This window comes from Parafilimonas sp., assembly GCF_047606085.1.
Taxonomy (GTDB): domain Bacteria; phylum Bacteroidota; class Bacteroidia; order Chitinophagales; family Chitinophagaceae; genus Parafilimonas.
Window position 1 is genome coordinate 1 of the sequence record NZ_JASGEX010000159.1, and the last position, 19,688, is coordinate 19,688.

The 19,688-nt window shown below is 40.5% G+C and carries 18 protein-coding genes; 7 read left to right on the plus strand and 11 right to left on the minus strand.

Features of this window, described 5'->3' with window-relative positions; all coding sequences use genetic code 11:
- Positions 1-161 precede the first annotated feature (161 nt).
- Positions 162-1,676, minus strand: a complete 1,515-nt coding sequence (locus QM629_RS13670; protein ID WP_415160441.1) for a sulfatase family protein — start codon at positions 1,674-1,676, stop codon at positions 162-164.
- Positions 1,677-1,692: 16 nt separating this feature from the next.
- Positions 1,693-2,982, minus strand: a complete 1,290-nt coding sequence (locus QM629_RS13675) for a DUF3472 domain-containing protein (protein WP_415160442.1) — start codon at positions 2,980-2,982, stop codon at positions 1,693-1,695.
- Positions 2,983-3,361: 379 nt separating this feature from the next.
- Here QM629_RS13675 and QM629_RS13680 point away from each other — a divergent pair, with 379 nt between their 5' ends.
- Positions 3,362-6,349 (plus strand): glycoside hydrolase domain-containing protein, encoded by a 2,988-nt coding sequence (locus QM629_RS13680; RefSeq protein WP_415160443.1) that lies wholly within the window; start codon positions 3,362-3,364, stop codon positions 6,347-6,349.
- Positions 6,350-6,566: 217 nt separating this feature from the next.
- Here the strand turns inward: QM629_RS13680 and QM629_RS13685 are convergent, their stop codons facing one another.
- Both QM629_RS13685 and QM629_RS13690 read right to left on the minus strand, forming a co-directional pair.
- Positions 6,567-7,205 carry a peptidase M10 gene (locus QM629_RS13685; RefSeq protein ID WP_415160444.1) on the minus strand — a complete coding sequence of 213 codons (639 nt, stop codon included), beginning with the start codon at positions 7,203-7,205 and terminating at the stop codon, positions 6,567-6,569.
- Between the two features lie 43 nt (positions 7,206-7,248).
- Entirely contained in the window at positions 7,249-7,899 is a 651-nt protein-coding gene (locus tag QM629_RS13690) for a hypothetical protein (protein WP_415160445.1), read from the minus strand.
- A gap of 148 nt (positions 7,900-8,047) precedes the next feature.
- On the opposite strand from QM629_RS13690, the gene QM629_RS13695 reads away from it, so the two are divergent.
- Complete coding sequence (locus tag QM629_RS13695; protein ID WP_415160446.1) at positions 8,048-9,175, plus strand: hypothetical protein; 1,128 nt, start codon at positions 8,048-8,050, stop codon at positions 9,173-9,175.
- Between the two features lie 65 nt (positions 9,176-9,240).
- Here QM629_RS13695 and QM629_RS13700 read toward each other — a convergent pair whose 3' ends face one another.
- A complete protein-coding gene (locus QM629_RS13700; protein WP_415160447.1) occupies positions 9,241-9,426 on the minus strand; it encodes a hypothetical protein in 186 nt (61 codons plus the stop codon).
- Positions 9,427-9,456: 30 nt separating this feature from the next.
- Positions 9,457-10,758 (minus strand): flavin monoamine oxidase family protein, encoded by a 1,302-nt coding sequence (locus QM629_RS13705; protein ID WP_415160448.1) that lies wholly within the window; start codon positions 10,756-10,758, stop codon positions 9,457-9,459.
- 29 nt (positions 10,759-10,787) lie between these two features.
- On the opposite strand from QM629_RS13705, the gene QM629_RS13710 reads away from it, so the two are divergent.
- Positions 10,788-10,937 (plus strand): hypothetical protein, encoded by a 150-nt coding sequence (locus QM629_RS13710; protein WP_415160449.1) that lies wholly within the window; start codon positions 10,788-10,790, stop codon positions 10,935-10,937.
- Here the strand turns inward: QM629_RS13710 and QM629_RS13715 are convergent, their stop codons facing one another.
- From QM629_RS13715 to QM629_RS13725, 3 genes are all read right to left on the minus strand, one after another.
- On the minus strand, positions 10,938-11,282 hold the full coding sequence (locus tag QM629_RS13715; protein ID WP_415160450.1) for a hypothetical protein: 345 nt from the start codon (positions 11,280-11,282) through the stop codon (positions 10,938-10,940).
- 191 nt (positions 11,283-11,473) lie between these two features.
- Positions 11,474-12,280, minus strand: coding sequence for a queuosine precursor transporter (locus tag QM629_RS13720; RefSeq protein ID WP_415160451.1), 807 nt, complete (start codon positions 12,278-12,280; stop codon positions 11,474-11,476).
- Positions 12,264-12,599, minus strand: coding sequence for a hypothetical protein (locus tag QM629_RS13725; protein WP_415160452.1), 336 nt, complete (start codon positions 12,597-12,599; stop codon positions 12,264-12,266). The genes QM629_RS13720 and QM629_RS13725 overlap by 17 nt, the downstream gene beginning before the upstream one ends.
- Before the next feature lie 156 nt (positions 12,600-12,755).
- Here QM629_RS13725 and QM629_RS13730 point away from each other — a divergent pair, with 156 nt between their 5' ends.
- From QM629_RS13730 to kdpA, 3 genes are all read left to right on the plus strand, one after another.
- Positions 12,756-14,087: a sigma-54-dependent transcriptional regulator gene (locus tag QM629_RS13730; protein WP_415160453.1), complete on the plus strand. Its 1,332-nt coding sequence runs from the start codon at positions 12,756-12,758 to the stop codon at positions 14,085-14,087.
- A gap of 680 nt (positions 14,088-14,767) precedes the next feature.
- Positions 14,768-14,851 carry a K(+)-transporting ATPase subunit F gene (kdpF, locus tag QM629_RS13735; RefSeq protein WP_415160468.1) on the plus strand — a complete coding sequence of 28 codons (84 nt, stop codon included), beginning with the start codon at positions 14,768-14,770 and terminating at the stop codon, positions 14,849-14,851.
- Between the two features lie 85 nt (positions 14,852-14,936).
- Entirely contained in the window at positions 14,937-16,655 is a 1,719-nt protein-coding gene (gene kdpA / locus QM629_RS13740; protein WP_415160454.1) for a potassium-transporting ATPase subunit KdpA, read from the plus strand.
- Positions 16,656-16,684: 29 nt separating this feature from the next.
- On the opposite strand, the gene QM629_RS13745 is transcribed toward kdpA, so the two are convergent.
- On the minus strand, positions 16,685-17,044 hold the full coding sequence (locus tag QM629_RS13745) for a four helix bundle protein (RefSeq protein ID WP_415160455.1): 360 nt from the start codon (positions 17,042-17,044) through the stop codon (positions 16,685-16,687).
- 74 nt (positions 17,045-17,118) lie between these two features.
- Between QM629_RS13745 and kdpB the strand changes: the two genes are divergently transcribed.
- A complete protein-coding gene (gene kdpB, locus QM629_RS13750; RefSeq protein WP_415160456.1) occupies positions 17,119-19,173 on the plus strand; it encodes a potassium-transporting ATPase subunit KdpB in 2,055 nt (684 codons plus the stop codon).
- A gap of 98 nt (positions 19,174-19,271) precedes the next feature.
- On the opposite strand, the gene QM629_RS13755 is transcribed toward kdpB, so the two are convergent.
- Complete coding sequence (locus tag QM629_RS13755) at positions 19,272-19,637, minus strand: four helix bundle protein (RefSeq protein ID WP_415160457.1); 366 nt, start codon at positions 19,635-19,637, stop codon at positions 19,272-19,274.
- Between the last annotated feature and the right edge of the window lie 51 nt (positions 19,638-19,688).

The window sequence follows — 19,688 nt, forward strand, 5'->3', positions numbered from 1 at the left end:
CAAAAAACGCCCTGTTAATAAAGCTGAAATGCGCGCCAATGTTGAGAATTTTATGCATGAAAGAAAAAACAACAAAAAGCAGGTGCAAAAGTATTTCCATGTAAAGCACGTCAGATATGCAGCGTAGAGAATTTATACAAACTAAATTGGGTAGCGATTAATTAATTCAATTGTTTATTGCGTTCCTGCTCAAGCAAAGCTTCAAATTCTTTTACTTTTTCAGGATATTGCCGGGCAACATTATTCGTTTCACCAACATCTTTTGAAAGATCATACAGTTGCGGCGCCGGCGCATTGCCCAGTTCTGTGCCGGTTAATTTATTATACGCCTGCCGGTTATTTGGTTCAATATATTTCCAGTTATCTTTTATAACGGCCAATGCACCGGCCTGCTCTATGAGATAATCACGCCCTTTATTATCATTACCTGACAAGGCATTCAGCACATTTTTACTGTCGCTTTTAAAGCCGCTTATATCTTCTTTCAGCAAGGCGGCAAATGATGCAAGCAAATCAACCTGGCAAACCAGTGCATTTGAAATACCCGGCTTAATTATTCCTGGCCATGTTACTATAAACGGCATCCTTGTACCGCCTTCAAATATGCTGTATTTGCCACCGCGCAGCGGGCCTGCAGGCTTATGGCCATTCAATCTTGTTATAGCTTCGTCCTGGTAACCATCATCCAGCACAGGGCCGTTATCGCTTGTGAAAATAATGATGGTATTTTTATCCAACCCCAGCACGGCAAGCGCTTTCATGATCTCGCCGACACACCAGTCCAGTTCAACAATTACATCTCCGCGATAGCCCATACCACTGGTATCTTTAAACATGGTTGCAGGCATGCGCGGCACGTGCGGCTCGTTTAATGCATAGTATAAAAAGAAAGGCCGCTGCTGATTTTTTTCAATGAATGTTTTTGCTTTTGATAAGAATGTAAGAGATAGTTCTTCATCCGTCCACCGCGCTGTTTTTCCGCCGCTCATATAACCAATGCGGCCAATGCCATTTACAATTGTCTGATCATGGCCCTGCTGGGGAGACGATTGTAATTTCAATAATTCAGGATGTTCTTTGCCTGTGGGATCGTTACCAACCTTTTGTTGATAATCAACTTCAATGGGATCATTTTTATCTAAACCAATCACCGTTTGGTTTTCAAGAAAAACCGTTGGCACCCTGTCGGCGGTTGCAGGAAAAATAAAGGAGTAGTCAAAGCCCACTTCACGCGGGCCGGGAGCAACAGGCTCATTCCAGTTTTTCTGCACGGCATTGCCCAGGCCTAAATGCCATTTGCCCACAACGCCGGTGGCATACCCTGCCTGCTTAAATACCTTAGGCAGCGTAAGTGTATCTGTGGGAATGATGAGCGCAGCATCGCCGGGCAGAATGCCTGTGCCATTTTTGCGCCAGGCATATTTGCCGGTTATTAATGAATATCTCGAAGGTGTGCAGGTGGCGGCGGAAGCATGGCCATTGGTGAAACGAATTCCCTGTGCTGCCAGTTTATCAATATTAGGCGTATGAATTTTTGTTGCACCATAACAGCTTACATCGCCATAGCCAAGATCATCGGCATTAATGATAATAACATTAGGCCTTTGTTGTGCAGAAGATTGATGTAAAAAAAGAAGTATAAAAAAGCTAAGAAACAGCAAGCATTTGTAATGCATATATTTTCTTTTATAGTTAAGGCAAATGCGAAAAATCAATTGACAATTTTTTAGCTGAAGCATTGCGTTTAAACGATTGGTAAGGTTTCACAAATTCATTAAAGAAACCATCATTTTTTAAAAAGAATTTATCGCCGTCAGTGCCGGCGGCATAATCTTTACGGTAACCGCCTTTTGCCGTAGCATCAACGGTAAATGTAACGTTTGTGAGCTCATGCCACTCACCTTTGCTGTTGGCTATCCATTGATTTTTATAAAAGCCCATTCTTGCCTGATCACCTGTTTCAGGGATAAAATTTTCCAGAAAAGAATACAGGTGCGTAAGATACGTGATTGTTTGCGGGCGTTTAAAGCTGGCGATGAGATACCATTTACCGGCAGCAATATTTTTAAAATAAGCGGTGAATGTTGTGGTGTGATGCAGGCTATCCGGCTCTGCATGCAACAAGAAGCCATAACTATTGCCGGCCTTCCAGTTAAAGCGCATAAAGCTTTGCCCGCCGGAACCTTCGCCCCCGAAATTATTGGCATTAACCGCTTCGCCCTTCTTCAGCAATTGTATTTTTAAACTATCTGGTATTGAATGCGGGTCATCTGTTTCAAACGGGCTCCATACCGAAAACAAAACCCTTCTCTCTGTTTCGCTGTTTACCTGTATGCCAAAATAACCTTCGCCAAAACCATCGGCCATAAAATAAGAGCCCAATTTATCATTGTCTTCCGGAATAGTTATTTCATTATAAAACCAGCATATATCATTCTTTAACTCTTCTGGAACTTCATATCGCAAATGCACCGAAGGCCCTCTTCTTCCAAAATGAAATGAGCTTCCGTTCTTCACATATACAAGCCCTGTATCCTGTTTGGTGTATTGAATAATAAGGTCTGAAACATCGGCGTAAACATGGCCTGTTTTACTGATGCCTTTCAGGTCTATCTTAACATAGCCCGGCGTTGATACATTCAGTTTGCCAATATGCACAACACCAAATGCAGTCTGTTCAATTTGTTTTTTAAGTATGGTATTGTTTGATGATACACTTATTTCGCTTTTGCCGTTTGATGTTTGTAAACGCAGTGCTATATCAAATGTTTGCGGCACATCTGCCCTGAAATAAATGCTTATAATGGTGGAAGCATCAGTCCAGTTCACTAATCCGTTATCTGTTATTTCTGCGCCGTTTGTATAAGCATTGCCCCCAAGCGGAATAGTATCTGTATATATTGTATTTACTGTTTGTGCTTTAAGAAATATTGATAACAATAATGCAAACGGAATAGCAGAGATTCTTATAAATAACTTCATGCTGAAAATTTTTTGAAAGATAATTTCTATGGATGATATTAAATGGCTTCAAACGTTTGTGCAAGTTTGAAGGCTGCTGCAAAAAAAGCCCGCTTAAAGAATTAAGCCGGCTTTAGTTTATTCAACTGCTTGTGTATGAGACAAAATTTTAACCTGATTTTTTTATTACAATGCAGGCCCTGCGTGTATTGAACAGCATTGATTTTATAAAGATGTTTTTTTCACAGGTAAATTTTTAAAACAACCGTTTGCGCTTTTTTTGCAATAGGGATTATCCGGGAGATTTCTGCTCATGCAACCGTTTGATTAAAGAAAACCTGTAGCATTGAAGTACTTTTATCAAAGTTCTCCTGATTGTTTAATTCAAGTACATAAACTAATGAAGCAGCTTTTAACATTCATCGTTTTGCTTTTTGCGGGCAGCGCAGCCTTAGCGCAACAAACGTCATACATCAACACTGCCAATGCCTGGGATGCGGATTCTCTCGGCAACCATCGTGTTGTTCTTCACTTTAACGGTATCGGTAATGCAGCAGCGGCTTCCATTGAATGGAGAAGAAGGGATGAAAACCCTGAACAAAAAAGAATAATTGTGGTGGATGCAAAAACCAATCAAAGGATTTTAAATGTTAAGCTCAATAATATAACCCGTGAAAGAGGCAACCTGTATTTTGAACCAACATCCGGCGCCGGGGATTATTATGTGTATTACATGCCATATAAAAATGAAGGCCGCAGCAATTATCCGAAAGGCGTTTACCTAAAGCCCGACACTACGGCATCCTTATCGTGGCTTACAACGCTTGATGCGAATTATAATGTTCCGCAGGCAACGGTTAAAGCATTTGAATCCATTGATGCCTTCAACAGTTTTTACCCGATGGAAATTATTGCCACGCAAAAAGAAACAGGAGCCATCGTTCAATCAGCTTCCGGCAGACCTTTTATTGTTTTTCCTGAAGACAGGATGCACCCCATAAAAATGACGGATGATTTGCCGCAGCGCTGGGTTGCAAAAGGCATTCAGCAAAGCTTTACAGATACCGCATCCAAAGGTGAAAACTTCGCCTACCAGTTAGGTGTATTTGCCTTAAAAGATTTGCAGGATGTAAAAGTTAGTTTCAGCGATTTAACGGCAGCAAACGGCAATAAAATCGCTGCACAAAATATATCCTGCTTAAATACAAACGGCATAAGCTATGATGATAAGCCTGTTCATTTTACCGTAAATGTCGCCGCCAGAAAAGTGCAGCCGATGTGGTGCCTGGTTGATGTGCCGGTGAATACAGCAAGCGGTTTATACAAAGGCAAAGCCATTATTAAAGACGGTGCCAATGAAACATCAACCATTGATATTAACCTGTATGTAAACAACGAAACCCTGAAAGATAAAGGCATAAATGAACCCTGGAAACAAACAAGGCTGCAATGGCTTAATTCAACCATGGCGCAGGAAAATACGGTTATAAAACCTTACACGCCACTGGAAGTAAAAGATAAAACCATCAGCCTGCTGGGCAGGAAAATTGAATTGAATGATAATGGCCTGCCCAAACAAATTCAAACATTCTTTACCGAAGAAATGACGGATTATTCAATCAAACCGAATAACCTTTTAACCGAGCCGGTGCATTTTCATTTTATCAGTAACGATGGCAGCAACATGCAGTTTAAAAGCAAAGGTTTTGCTTTTACAAAACAAACGCCCGGTACAGTTGAATGGAATGCTGACAATGTGAATGACAGTATCAACATGAATATTTCCGGCCATATTGAGTTTGATGGTTTTGCCTCTTTCACGGTTAGAGTTATTGCAATAAAAGATGTTGCACTGAAAGATATTCAACTGCATATTCCGTTTACCAGGCAAACGGCTAAATACATGATGGGGCTTGGTGAGAAAGGCGAAGCAAGGCCTGATACCATTAAATGGAAATGGGATGTAGCGCATAAAAACCAGGATGGTGCATGGATAGGCAATGTAAATGCAGGCCTTCAATATTCTTTGCGCGATGAAAAATATGTGCGTCCGCTCAACACCAATTTTTATTTATTAAAACCTTTGCTGCTGCCGGCATCTTGGGGCAATGATAATAAAGGCGGCATTGACATTTTCCAGAAAGGCGAAGCGGTGCTTGCCAACAATTACAGCGGCTCAAGAACAATGAAGCAGGGCGATACCTTGTATTATAATTTCAATTTGCTCATCACGCCTTTTCACACCATCCATACAGATTTTCAATGGGCAACAAGGTTCTATCACAAGTATAATAATGTTGATAGTATTAAGGCCACCGGCGCAACTGTTGTAAACATTCATCATGCCACGCCCATCAATCCTTACATCAATTATCCTTTTATTGCGTGGAAAGAAATGAAGGCATACATAGATTCAGCACATGCCATCGGCCTGAAAGTAAAAATATATAACACGGTACGCGAATTATCCAACCGTGCGTATGAATTGTATGCATTGAGAAGCCTCGGCCATGAAATTTATTCGCCCGGCAAAGGCGGCGGCTTTAGCTGGCTGCAGGAACATCTTGACAGCGATTACATCGCTGCCTGGTTCGTTCCGGAAATAAAAGATGCCGCCATCATTAACAGCGGTATGAACCGCTGGCATAATTATTATGTGGAAGGCATGAACTGGCTTACACGAAATGTGGGCATTGATGGAATCTATCTTGATGATGTTGCCTTTGACCGCATCACTATGAAACGCATTAAACGTGTATTAACCGCTGACGGCCATCCGGGCATTATTGATCTGCATTCGGCCAATCAATACAATAAAAATGATGGCTTTAACAACAGCGCCAATTTATACATGGAGCATTTCCCCTATCTCAACCGTTTATGGTTCGGTGAATATTTTGATTATGAAAAGAACAGCCCTGACTTCTTTTTAACCGAAGTAAGCGGAATACCTTTTGGTTTGATGGGAGAGATGCTGCAGGATGGCGGCAATGCCTGGCGCGGCATGATCTATGGCATGACCAACCGTATGCCGTGGAGCGATGATGCAGACCCGAGGCCAATATGGAAAGCATGGGATGCATTTGGCATGCAGGGCGCGAAAATGATCGGTTACTGGAGCAGTAACTGCCCTGTAAAAACAAGCAATGATAAAGTGCTGGCAACGGTTTATAAGAAAGATGGCAAAGCATTAATCTCCATTGCAAGCTGGGCGGATGATGATGTAAATGTGCAATTAAAAATTGACTGGAAGAAGCTGGGCATTGATGCATCCAAAGCAACGATAACAGCGCCGGATATAAAGAATTTTCAACCCGCTAAAACATTTGGTGCGAACGATGACATTCCTGTACAGAAAAATAAAGGCTGGCTGCTGGTGGTGGAATAATGGGAATGAAGCAGGTATATTTTATAACCAATTGCCCCCGGCTCAGGTTTAATTGTTGCGTTTAAACAAAAGTATAAGGCAACACCTGCTGTTTTTCGCATAAACAATCTCTAAACAATCCGGAAATACTCCCGGGTTCACAATTTTTACTCCCATTTTCCTTATAACTGCACCAGATAAACTCACTGGCAACAATGTTATGTGCAAATAAAGGCCGTCATGCATACGAAGAAAAATCTGCCTGACCATGATCGCGATGATAAATATTGGTGAATGCACCAATAATGTCCCTGTTATTTTTAAATCTTAATCTTTGCAGTTTCAGGTTATCAATGTCACTTTGAAAAACCTTTCGGTATATCGGGTGCATGGTGCCGCCTTTTGCGCCTGCCGGCTTTGACGGTTCATATTGATATGGCGCATCAACCAGCGTTCCGCGGGGATACATGATTCCCGGCACGCCCCTGCCCCTGATATCGAGGTCCTCGGGATGAAGAAGCCCAAGCGTATGGCCATATTCATGCGCTGCCGTAGTAGAGCCGGCATACAGGTTTTCCAGCATAAAATAACCCGTGTTGCAGCCAATATCATCCACGAAAGAAATATTGCCGTGTGCAAACGGCTCTATGCGGAAATAATTATTGCGGCCATCAGTGTTCATAACAATTTCGTCCATATCAATTCCCGGTTTCCATTCGGCTGTTATATCAAAAACAACGCGCAAAGGCCTTTTGTTTATATACACTACCGCTTCCGGTTCATTCCACATGGTTTCAATTTCGCTGCGTATCCGTTCCGTTATCACAGCGTCAGAGGCATTGCCATAGGTAATAATATGCGAACGCACTGTAAGCATGTGAGCGTTTATATTAATTTCTGCTTCTCCCATTTTCCTTCCTTTAATGCATTGATACATCAATCCCGGCGCTGTTGTTTTTTTTCGATTGGTTTAAGCGCTTATAATTCCCTGCAAATAAATACATAAATATAGCAATGACAGAATAGGTTAATACATTGAACCCTGTATGCACATCAAAATGCATGGGATAGTGCCAGCGATAATAAAGGCTTAAAGCAATTATAATTACCCTTGCTATGTTCAAAATGCAAAGGAGGATAATGCCGGGCAATATCCATTTTAATTTGTACCTGACAGGAGCCCTGTGCGATGCGATAAATGCAATCCATAAACTGATGGCGCCCACACCTATACAGGCCCAGCCGATGGTAACGCCGCTGCTGCCGGCAATCGCCAGGCTGAAAGGCTTGCGCTGATATACGGAATAGCCGGCAAACTGCAGCAAAAACCCGGATGTTTTTGCAATAAATACAGCAAGCCAACCGGGAAAATTGGCATGCCTGCTTAAAAACGGGGAAAACAACCTGCCGCCGGGCGAAATGAGGCCAACATAGAAATAAAATCCCTGCAGTATTACTATGTACAACAGAATAAACAATATAATATTGAAACCTTTTTTCTTAAGGCTGGCTGGTGTTACAGGCTTGCTGTGCATTTCTGAAACCGCTTTATATAAAACAAAAATAACCATTAGCAGCAAGGGGGCTTACTTAAAATGTTGGCAACCTTAACCATTAATAATGATATTAGCCCGCCAAACAATAAAGAAAATTTTTGGCTTATGTTTGGCTGCGTTAATTATACCGGGCGCTTACTTCGTCAAAACAAAACTTATGAAGATGCAATCAATATTACCGTTGCTCCTGCTTTTGCTTGCTGCTGACTGCCGCTTTGTAAACAGGTCTAATATGCCGGCCGAACAAAAACAGGCTCAGGCAAGAGATAGTTCAACAGATCATATCTCTATTAATACAAGTGATACCGCATCTTCGTTTGCTACAAAGTTTGGGGTAATGGTTGCCAAATCCGGCGGCATGAATATCCTTCCCCAAAAACAGGCACAAATCGTAAAAGCATTAGGCGTTAATTATACAAGAGCGAAGATTGATATACAAACCTGGAATGGCAGTAGCAATGCCTGTGATACTTATATAGCAGCAGGCTTAAAATTTTTACTGAATGTAAATTATGCCGTTCCGCGAAATGCAGCGGGCGATCACGATCCTGTGCCTTTTCCTACAGATATGGCGGCTTACAGCACTTCACTCAATTCAATTCTTGATAAATATAAACCTGAAGTGCTGGTAGTTGAAAATGAAGAAGATAATCCTTTATATCATTCAGGCACTGCGGATGATTATCTGAACGAACTTAAAACTGCCATAGATATAGCGCACAAAAAAGGTATAAAAGTTACCAATGGCGGCATTACTGTAAGAGAAGTTTGCCTTATAGTGTATGATGATCTTATGCAGAAAGGCAGGAAAAAAGAGGCAATGGATTTTGTAACAAAAGCGGCACCGCCCGCACTTATACAAAGGGTGCAGAACACCGGTAACAAAATGATTCAGCGTCAAATTGAATTTGGAAGAAAAATACTGGCTGCTTATAAAACACTCGATCTTGATTATGTAAATTTTCACTGGTATGAACCTGTAAAAGCAAGAGGCAAAGGAGGAGATGCAGACTTTAACCCGGAAGTATTTTCTTACGTAGCGGATTATATTAAAACAGCAACAGGTAAACCGGTAATGTCAAATGAGTTTGGCGTATTAAATCCTTCGCCTGAGTTAGTAAAAAATGTGTTGCAGTCAGTGCGCAGTGCAGGACTTGTTTATGGCATTTTTTATAGCGCTGATGGGGGAACTGAAGGATCAGGCAAAGCGGTTGCCTTGCAGGATGCGGGCGGCAATCTTAAAGATAATGGCATTGCTTTCAGGGATTTTATGAAACAGGCGCATGAATAATGCAACAGGACTTTGGGAGTGATGCGTGCCGCCGGCCCGTGATAGCGGTCTCAGCGGGCGGTAAATTATTTCTCAGAAAGCCTGTCAAAATTGTCTTCACTTACACTTTCGGTTTCATCAAAGGCGCTTGCAGAACCATCGGAATCAATCTCATCTGACTGATACTTTTCCCGCATGAATAACTCATCTTCATAGTTTACCTGTGAAGGTTTTTCTTTTTTCGGATCGTTACCTGATTTCGATTTGTTCATACAAATTCGTTTGAAAATTTTATGTTGTTTTTATAAAGTTTTCAAAACAGCTTCAGCCGTTTTTTTGCCACTGCTTAAAGCCGCTTCAACTGTGCCACCCGGCGAACCTTCAAATAAAGCTTCACCAGAAAAAAAGATAGTGTCTTCCACCGGGTGGTGCAAAATATGTTTTGCACCTGCACTTTCTACCATATTAAATGAATAGCCGCCGTAAATATCAGGTTCTTTACTCCAGTTAGCAATCTTAAATGCCTTTAAGTTTTTATGAATTTTTTCTTCAGCCATATCAAAACTGTGGGATAATGATTGAACGGCTTTAGCAAGAATCACTTCATCCGTTTCATTTTGCAAAGCGACTGCTTTTTCATTGCCAATCCAGCCGGTTAAAATATTATTCTCAACCGGCAATTGCGTCCACCAGGTTGGCACAACTTCATTTTGCATAAAAATCATTCCTGCATTTTTAGTTTTTGCCTTCCAGAAATTTTCATAAAATTCCAGTATAATTTTTATTACTGTGCCGAAGCCTATATTTTTCGCAGCCTGTATATGCTGAGGAACAGCAGGTGAAAACGCTATATAATCCCGGCTATTTGTATCCGCCTGTAAAATACTTATGGGAACGGCAAGCACAATTTTATCTGCTTTAAACATGCGGCTGCACATCGTAAGTATATTTACTTCATTTTTATGCCAGCTTATTTTTTTGGCACAACAGGAAAAATGAATAATACATCCATTATTCCTGCATTCTGTTTCCAGGAAATCTATCAGTTTTTTATAACCGCCGTCAACCCGGTATTGCGTTCCCATTTCTTTACTCCATTCCCGGTATAAAGCTTTTGTGCTGGCGGTTGAAATATCTGCCAGATCAAAACCACCTGCAAAATTTTTTATGAATGACCGCAGTTCAGCATATTTATCTTCCCCAAAATACGTGTTAAGAAAAACAGCCAGCAGCATATCGTATTGGATGGAAGCCATTTGCTTCATAAGCATGCTCCAATAAGCGGTGAAATTATTTTCCCTTTTAAATATGCCTTTTTCAAGCCGGCCCATTGTATCATTAACAGGATGATAAGAAATGCCCGCCTTATCCAGTAAAGACAAAGTAAGCGGTAAATCGCCATGAATAAATTCTGCACCCAGCTCAACAGGTTGAGAAAAAGAATGCCCATGTAAGGTATGCAGGCGACCGCCAGGCCTTTGCTTTGATTCCAAAACAGTAACATCTGTGTTGTGTTTTAATAATTCAAAAGCGGTCATCAAACCGGCAGCGCCGCTTCCGATAATTACAACAGATTTCCCTTTATTTTTTTCAACAGACGGCATGGCTATTGTAAAACTTGTTTAAAACAATTATGATACGTAAACTGAAATCAGGTGAATACAGGTTGTATTCAAAAAAGAAAGACCCCAAAACCAATAAACGCAGGAATTTGGGTACTTTCAGTACACTTGAAGCAGCTAAAAAACATGAACAGGAAATTCAGTATTTTAAAAGACACTGACTAAAGTTCAAACAATAACTGTTCTTCATTATCTTTTACAGGTATTTGCCGTATAAAGTTATCGTAACCTTCTTCATCATCGTGGTTACTGTAAACACCGTAGGCATCAATACTGTAGCCTATTAACCCGTCATTCGCTTTTATAAGATATAATACGGATGTATCGGAAGGATTTGATTCGCCTTCAAAACGGTAGTTTTTTATAATTGTTAAATCTTCAGGCTTGTAAATTTTGTCGTTAAAACTGAAACCTTCATTCGTCCATCTGAATTCGTTATCGTAGCCTTTTACGGTTAGTTTATTCAGTATCTGGCTGAGTGTGTTCATTTCATCTTGTACAGGCATAAAATATTTTTTAGTAAATCTGATTTCAATTCTTGTACCAATAGTTGCAGAATATTTTTTTGAGGTGTATGTTTTTGAATGTGCAACCGCAGTTGCAATGACTACTGCAGTACAAGTGATGCGACTCCCGAAAACCGGGACAGGCCAACCGTGCCGCCATTCATTTGCCGGTAACCCAAAAAAATAAAAAATCAACCCGCTGTTGGTATATTTTCGAAGCCATCCGTTGACCGGCCCATTGCCGCCTTTTTCATTTGCATGGCTGTTTCATGACCAAGATATTTTTCAATCCGCTTTTCAACCAATACGATCACAGGTGTAAGAACAATGGCCATAATAAATTTATAAATATAATTCATCGTGCCAACGGCAAAGATCATTGGCCAGGTCCAGGTACTGCCAAACTTAAATGCTATGGTTAATACAATAAAGCTGTCCACGATTTGAGATACGACGGTTGAACCGGTTGCCCGAAGCCATATTTTCTTTTCTCCCGTTATACGCTTTATGCGGTGAAAAACCGTTACATCAACCAACTGGCTTACGAGGAATGCAGTAAGGCTGCCCAGTATTATCCAAAGCCCCTGCCCAAAAATGCCGTTGAAAGCTGTTTGCATGTTATCAATGCCTTTGGTTTGACTGGTGGTTATCCAGAAATCTGCCGGCGGGATATGAATGCTTGCATAAAACATAATAAACGCATAGCTTATTAATATTATGGCTGTGTAACTAATGCGCTTTACTGCTTTCGGCCCGAAATATTCATTTACCAGATCGGTCATTACAAATTCCAGCGGCCATAATAAAACACCGCAGGTAAGGTTAAACGATAAACCACTTTGCCCGAACAGTGTAATGTTGGATGGTGTAAGACCAAACAATTTTTCAAGCGAGAATATTTTTGTGCCTATACATTCAGCAATTAATGCGTTGGCAACAAAAAAGGCAGTGAAGCCAATAAATAGTTTAGCCGGTTTGTTATTAAGTATATGGTACATCTTTCAAAATAAAGAAAAAATAAATCTGCAGCAGAAAGCAAATAATATTTACATACAACAGCCAGACCGGAACCTGTTTATTTCTTATTCGTGAAAGCAGCAGCAGTGCCAGCACAAAATTTATTAAATTAATTACAGGCGCCAGCCAGCCTAAAATAACAGCTAATTCAACCAGTGGCTGGGGAATATATCTGGGCGCCGTTGTATAGCGCATAATGATGCATACAATAAAAAAAATATTACATATAAATGCCAGCCTGAATAAAATACGCAGCTTGCCTGCTCTTTTTTTTGCCTGCTCCTGTTCCGGTTGCTCCATACGCTAAAATAAGATGAATTGTGTGACGGAGCTATTGCTTTCTCTTTTGCATTTTCACTCTTATTGAAACATAAAAATGGAACAACCTGCCGGGAAACCGAAATGTAAATGTACTGCGGTCTATTTTTGCATTGTAAAATTTAAATCTACCAAAGAATGGCTTCAAGAATTCTTATTATAGATGATGAAGAAAAACTGCGCAGTTTATTATCCCGCATAATAAGCCTTGAAGGTTTTACGGTTACACAGGCAGGCGACTTAATGTCTGCATCCAGGATTTTACAGAAAGAAGCATTTGACGTGCTGTTGTGTGATGTAAAACTGCCTGATGGCAATGGTGTTGATTTTGTTAAAGAAGTGAAGGAAAAGTACCCGCTGACTGAAGTGATTTTATTAACCGCTTATGGCAATATTCCTGATGGAGTGCAGGCGATGAAGAATGGCGCTTTTGACTATTTGCTGAAAGGTGATGATAACGATAAAATTATCCCGCTGCTTAACCAGGCTATCAATAAATCCAGTCAAAATAAAAAGGCCGCCATAAAAATTAAAAATAAAAGCGTCTCAGATTTTAATGAAATTATTGGTAACAGTACGGCCATACAACAGGCTATTCATATTGCCCAAAAAATTGCTGCAACAGATGCCACGGTTTTATTGTTAGGTGAAACGGGAACAGGTAAAGAAGTTTTTGCCCATGCTATTCACGGCAACAGTAAAAGGGCATCGAAAGCCTTTGTAGCGGTTAATTGCAGCGCATTTACAAAAGAGCTGCTGGAGAGTGAATTATTTGGCCACCTGGCAGGCGCGTTTACCGGTGCGGCCAAAGAAAAAAAAGGTTTGATTGAAGTGGCAGACGGCGGCACTTTGTTGTTAGATGAGATTGGTGAAATGAATATTGAATTGCAGGCAAAGCTGTTGCGGGTTTTGGAAAACGGAGAATTTATAAAACTCGGCGATACCAAAATATCCAAAGTAGATGTGCGGATTATTGCCGCCACCAATAAAGATTTAAAAAAATCAATTGAGGATGGAAGCTTTCGGGAAGATTTGTTTTATCGTTTGAATGTTTTCTCTATTCATTTACCGGCATTAAGAGAACGCCTGGATGATATACCGGCACTGGCAAATTATTTTCTCGATGTTTATGCAGCTAAAGAAAACAAAAACGCTGTTCAGTTAAGTGATGATGCCATAAAACTCCTGAAAAATTATGCGTGGAAAGGTAATATCCGAGAGCTGCGGAATGTGATGGAACGCGCCGTTATTTTAGCGGATGATATCATCCTGCCGGAGCATTTGCCTTATGAAATTCAAAATCAAAACAACACTGCTTCCAACAACCTGAGTTTAAGCAATGTTGAAAAAAATCATATTCAAAAAGTATTGCAATACACCAGGGGTAACAAAACAAAAGCTGCAGAATATTTGGGAATCGGGTTAACAACTTTGTATAGAAAGATTGAAGAGTATCACCTTACCCCTTAATCCCCACTCCACAAATGGAGAGGAGAAATTAGCCCCGGCGACTTTATAAAGTGTTTATACATGATCACGCTTTAACAAGCCCTTCTTTTGGGAAGCCTGCCTGGCGGCAGACAGGGATTTAGGATGGGCTGAATCCTGCTCTGCGAAGTCTCCTGACTTCGCAGGTTTATGCACAAAGTCTCTGACTTGTATTTTCCCGACCCTTTCATTTTGAAAAACACACCCTTTCAAAATGAAAAAGTTTTTGCTTTTACAAAAAAGCTATTCAATCCAGCTTTTTGCTAAAACCCTTGTGCAGCAATAGTTTCAGCTTTATTAAAAAAGAACGCAATAAACAGGCACCTCTTTTGGCATCACCATTTTCATGAAACCGTATGAGCCGCGTTTAAAAGATTTCCTGATCGTAGTTGGTGTAGCGATATTATTAACGCTGGTGGCTTATATCATTCATAAACTTCATTAAATCAATAAACATGAAACATAATTCCATTAAAGATCGAATACGGCCTGCGCACCTGTTATATGGTTTCTATTTAGGTGCTTTTGTAGTTGCATTATTACTCAAAATCATTTCACAATCATAAAACAATATTATGCTATTACTCGAATGTTTCATTGGCGGATTAATTCTCTTCTGGTTGATGTATAAATCCATTCAATTCTTTGATAAAATTTAAAAAATGGCAAACAACATTCTTTTAATCATTTCAATTGCGGTTTTTATTTACCTGTTGTATGTATTAATAAAACCGGAAAAATTTTGATAGTGAACAGTTAGCTGTAAACAGTAGCTCTATGCTTCAACTGTTCACCGCTCATCGTTTACTGCTTACAAAAATTATAATAACAATGAACTCTGAAATACTAGGCGTAATCGTCACATTTTTACTCACCGTTTTACTCGCTATTCCGCTGGGGAAATATATTGCCAAAGTTTTCAGCGGTGAAAGAACGTTCATGGATTTTATGCATCCTGCTGAACGTTTTATTTTCCGCATCTGCGGCATTGATCCCAATAAAGGCATGAACTGGAAGGAATTTTTAAAAGCCATGCTCACCATTAACTTGTTATGGTTTGTATATGGGTTTTTTATGCTGGTTTTCCAGGACAAACTACCGCTTAACCCTGATGGTAACCCGGGCCAGACGCCGGACCTTGCTTTTAATACCATCATCAGTTTTGTTACCAATACCAACCTGCAGCACTATTCAGGTGAAAGCGGTGCCACTTATTTAACCCAGATGTTTGTGCTGATGTTCTTACAGTTTGCAAGTGCTGCAACAGGCATTGCCTGTTTAGTTGCCTTATTCAATGCATTCAAAGAAAAAACAACCAATAATCTTGGTAATTTCTGGAGCATATTTTTAAAATCAACAACCAGGATCTTATTACCGCTTTCATTTGTTGTGGCAGTAATATTAGCTTTTAACGGAGCACCCACCAGCTTCAGGGGTAAAGACTCTATTGTAACTTTACAGGGCGATACCCAGCAGGTTTCCAAAGGGCCGGCCGCTGCCATGATTCCTATTAAACAACTTGGCACAAACGGAGGCGGTTATTTTGGCGCCAACGCTGCAGTACCGTTTGAAAATCCAAATTATCTTACCAACCTTGCTGAAGCCATCAGCATTGCTGTTATTCCAATTGCCCTGGTTTTTGCAATGGGCTATTACATCAAAAAGAAGAAACTGGCATGGGTGATTTTTGGTGTGATGACTTTCTTCTTCATTCTTTTTTGCATCAATAATATTTATTTCGAAGTGCAGGGCAGTCCTGAAATAGCGAAGCTTGGTATATCGCAAACAACAGGTGCTGCGGAAGGCAAAGAAGTACGATTAGGTGCGGCTGCCACTGCCTACTGGAGCGTAATAACAACCTCAACCTCCAATGGTTCTGTAAATGGCATGCATGACAGCCTGATGCCTTTATCAGGCGGCGTAGTGTTGCTGGACATGATGATCAATGCATTGTATGGCGGCGTTGGTGTAGGGCTGTTGAACTATTTTATATTCATCATTATCGCGGTATTTATATCGGGGCTGATGGTGGGCCGTACACCTGAATTTATGGGCCATAAAGTAGAAGCCAAAGAAGTAAAGATTGCAGCCTTGGTAACCTTGTTATGTGCGTTCTTAATAAAAGTGGGGACCGCATTCGCTGCTTACCTGGTAGTACATCATGGTGATGCCGACTGGGCAGTAAAACCTTCTGCATGGCTGAATAACCCTAGTTATCATGGTTTCAGTGAAATGTTGTATGAATACACTTCATCAACTGCCAACAACGGCAGCGGCTTCGAAGGTTTGGGCGATAATAACGTTTGGTGGAATATTACCTGCGGTATCGTGATGTTGCTGGCAAGGTTTCTTCCCATCATCGGGCCGGTTGCAATAGCAGGCCATCTCGCCAATAAAAAATATATTCCCCAAACATCGGGCACCTTACGCACAGATAGTGTAACGTTTGGCGTAATGACGATAGCTGTTATCGTTATCGTTACGGCACTCTCTTATTTCCCGCCGCTGGCGCTTGGACCAATCGCAGAATATTTCAGCATGCATCATTAGTAAACAGTGAGTAGTAAACGGTAAACTGTTTACTGCTGCGATTCAAGTTTTTTTATTAAACCGATAATAAGTTTTGAAATGTTTTCTAAAGAATTAAATAAAGAAGCAGATAAGTCAGCGGAAAGAAAATTGAGTGCAACAGACAATTCAAGTAAAGTATCTATTTCACTTAGTGATCCTTCTGATATGTACAGGAACTGTATGAATTCTTTTTTTGATTTTCTTGCAGCTCCTTCTGCAATATTTGTTGGAACTGATACTGCTGCCTTGCGCAGTTGCGATACCAATCCAAATTTTTCTTCTGCAGGAAATACATTAGTTATACGATACACATCTTTCACAAGTTCAAAACTTTGTTTCCATGCTTCAAGGGTCTTATGCGGTTTCATAAATAATATTTATTCTAAAGTTAATAATAACAGTTCACTGCTCACCGCTTACTGCTCACAAAAAAAAATCAACAATGTCAAAACAACATTCAAATAAATTATTAGAGCCTTCATTGGTAAATGAGGCATTCAAACATTCGTTCACTAAACTCAGTCCACGGTACATGGTGAAAAACGCTGTAATGTTTACAGTTGAGGTTGGAACTATTATTATGGCAGGTGTGTGTGTTTGGGTTGCAATGGGCGAAACATCGCAGGGCAGTTTAGCCTATAACATTGCCATTACAGCAATTTTATTTGTTACGGTGCTGTTCGCCAACTTTGCAGAAGCCATTGCAGAGGCAAGAGGCAAGGCGCAGGCAGACAGTTTGCGTAAAACAAGGCAGGATACACCTGCTAAAAAAGTATTGCCTGTTGGTGAGATAACTACCAACGAAATAAAAATTGTTTCTTCTTCAGCGCTTAGAAAGGGAGATGTGTTCTTTTGCGAAACAGGAGATGTGATACCGATGGACGGCGAAATTATTGAAGGTATTGCCACCATTGATGAAAGCGCCATTACAGGTGAAAGTGCACCTGTGATTCGTGAAGCAGGTGGCGATAAAAGCTCTGTAACCGGTGGCACCAAAGTTTTAAGCGACAGGATTAAAGTACGTGTAACAACAGAACCCGGCGAAAGTTTTTTGGATAAAATGATTGCCCTGGTAGAAGGCGCATCACGCCAGAAAACACCGAATGAAATTGCGCTTACCATTTTACTCGCAAGCTTCACCATCATCTTCATTATAGTTTGCGTAACATTAAAACCTTATGCAGATTATGCCAACACAAGCATCAATATAGCAGCGTATATCTCTTTATTCGTTTGTTTAATTCCAACAACGATTGGTGGTTTGTTAAGTGCTATTGGTATTGCCGGTATGGACAGGGCTTTACGTGCTAACGTTATCACCAAAAGTGGCAAGGCTGTTGAAACAGCCGGTGACGTTGATACTTTGTTACTTGATAAAACAGGAACAATCACCATCGGAAACCGTAAAGCAACCAATTTCTGGGCTGATAAAAGCCAGGATGAAAAGAAGTTTATTGAAGCCTGTGTACTTGCATCCCTCGCTGATGAAACCCCGGAAGGAAAATCAATTATTGAACTGGCAGAAACAAAAGGTTTTGCTAAACCGGACATCAATAAAAATGATGCACATTTTGTTGAGTTCACCGCAGAAACAAGAAGCAGCGGCATTGATATGGCCAGCACGCATATCCGGAAAGGAGCTTTTGACGCTATAAAAAATAAAGTGGAAAGGGCAGGCAATAAAATTTCACCCTTTATCATCAGCAAAACGAAAGAAATAGCCGGCAACGGCGGAACGCCCCTGGTATTGAGTTATAATGATGAAGCAACCGGCGTAATTGAATTGCAGGACATCATTAAACCGGGCATACAGGAACGTTTTGAACGTTTGCGCAGGATGGGTGTAAAAACAGTGATGGTTACGGGTGATAACCCTTTAACTGCAAAATACATTGCAGAGAAGGCAGGTGTGGATGATTTCATTGCAGAAGCAAAGCCTGAAGACAAGATGAATTACATAAAGAAAGAACAAACAGGCGGCAAACTTGTTGCGATGATGGGGGATGGTACCAACGATGCCCCTGCGCTTGCGCAGGCCGATGTAGGCGTTGCCATGAACAGCGGCACACAGGCGGCAAAAGAAGCAGGCAATATGGTTGATCTTGACAACGACCCAACCAAACTCATCGAAGTAGTTGAAATAGGCAAGCAGCTTTTAATAACAAGAGGCACTATTACAACTTTCTCCATTGCGAATGATGTAGCAAAATATTTCGCCATTATCCCTGCCTTGTTCATCGTGTCAATACCATCGTTGAATGCGTTAAACATTATGAACCTGCACAGCCCGGAAACAGCCATTTTATCGGCCGTTATTTTCAATGCCATTATTATCCCGATGCTTATTCCGCTTGCATTGCGTGGCGTTGCATACAAGCCAATCGGGGCCAGCGCTTTGCTGAGAAGAAACTTATTGATTTATGGCCTGGGTGGTATAATTGCTCCGTTCATAGGCATTAAGTTAATAGATATGATAATCGTTTTATTTATGAAGTAGTGAGAGGTAAGAAGTGAGGGGTAAAATGTAAAATGAACAGTTCTCCATCTTACAACTAACATCCTGCATCTTACATTTCACATCTCACATCTCACTATTCACAACTGGCTTCTCAAACTTTTCATTAACCCAAAAATTAATTTTCCAATGACATCAAGTTTGATCAATAACTCACCTGTTAGTTCAGGTTCGAGAAATTTTAAATCTCTTGATAGTAATAGAAGCGTATCAACTTCACTTACTGAGCCTAAAGCAATACTCAAGAAATTAATAAATTCTTTTTTTGATTTTCTTCCGGCACCTTCTGCAATATTTGTTGGAATAGAAACTGAAGCTCGTCGCAATTGGGAAGTCAATCCAAATTTTTCAGATGAAGGAAAACTTTCAGTAATAAAATATATATCTTTTACAAATTCAAAGCTCAGTTTCCAGGCGTCTAGATTTTTATGGGGTTTATCGGGCATAAAAAGTTATTTCAATAAAGATAGAAATTCATCTTAATTCTCACATCTCAA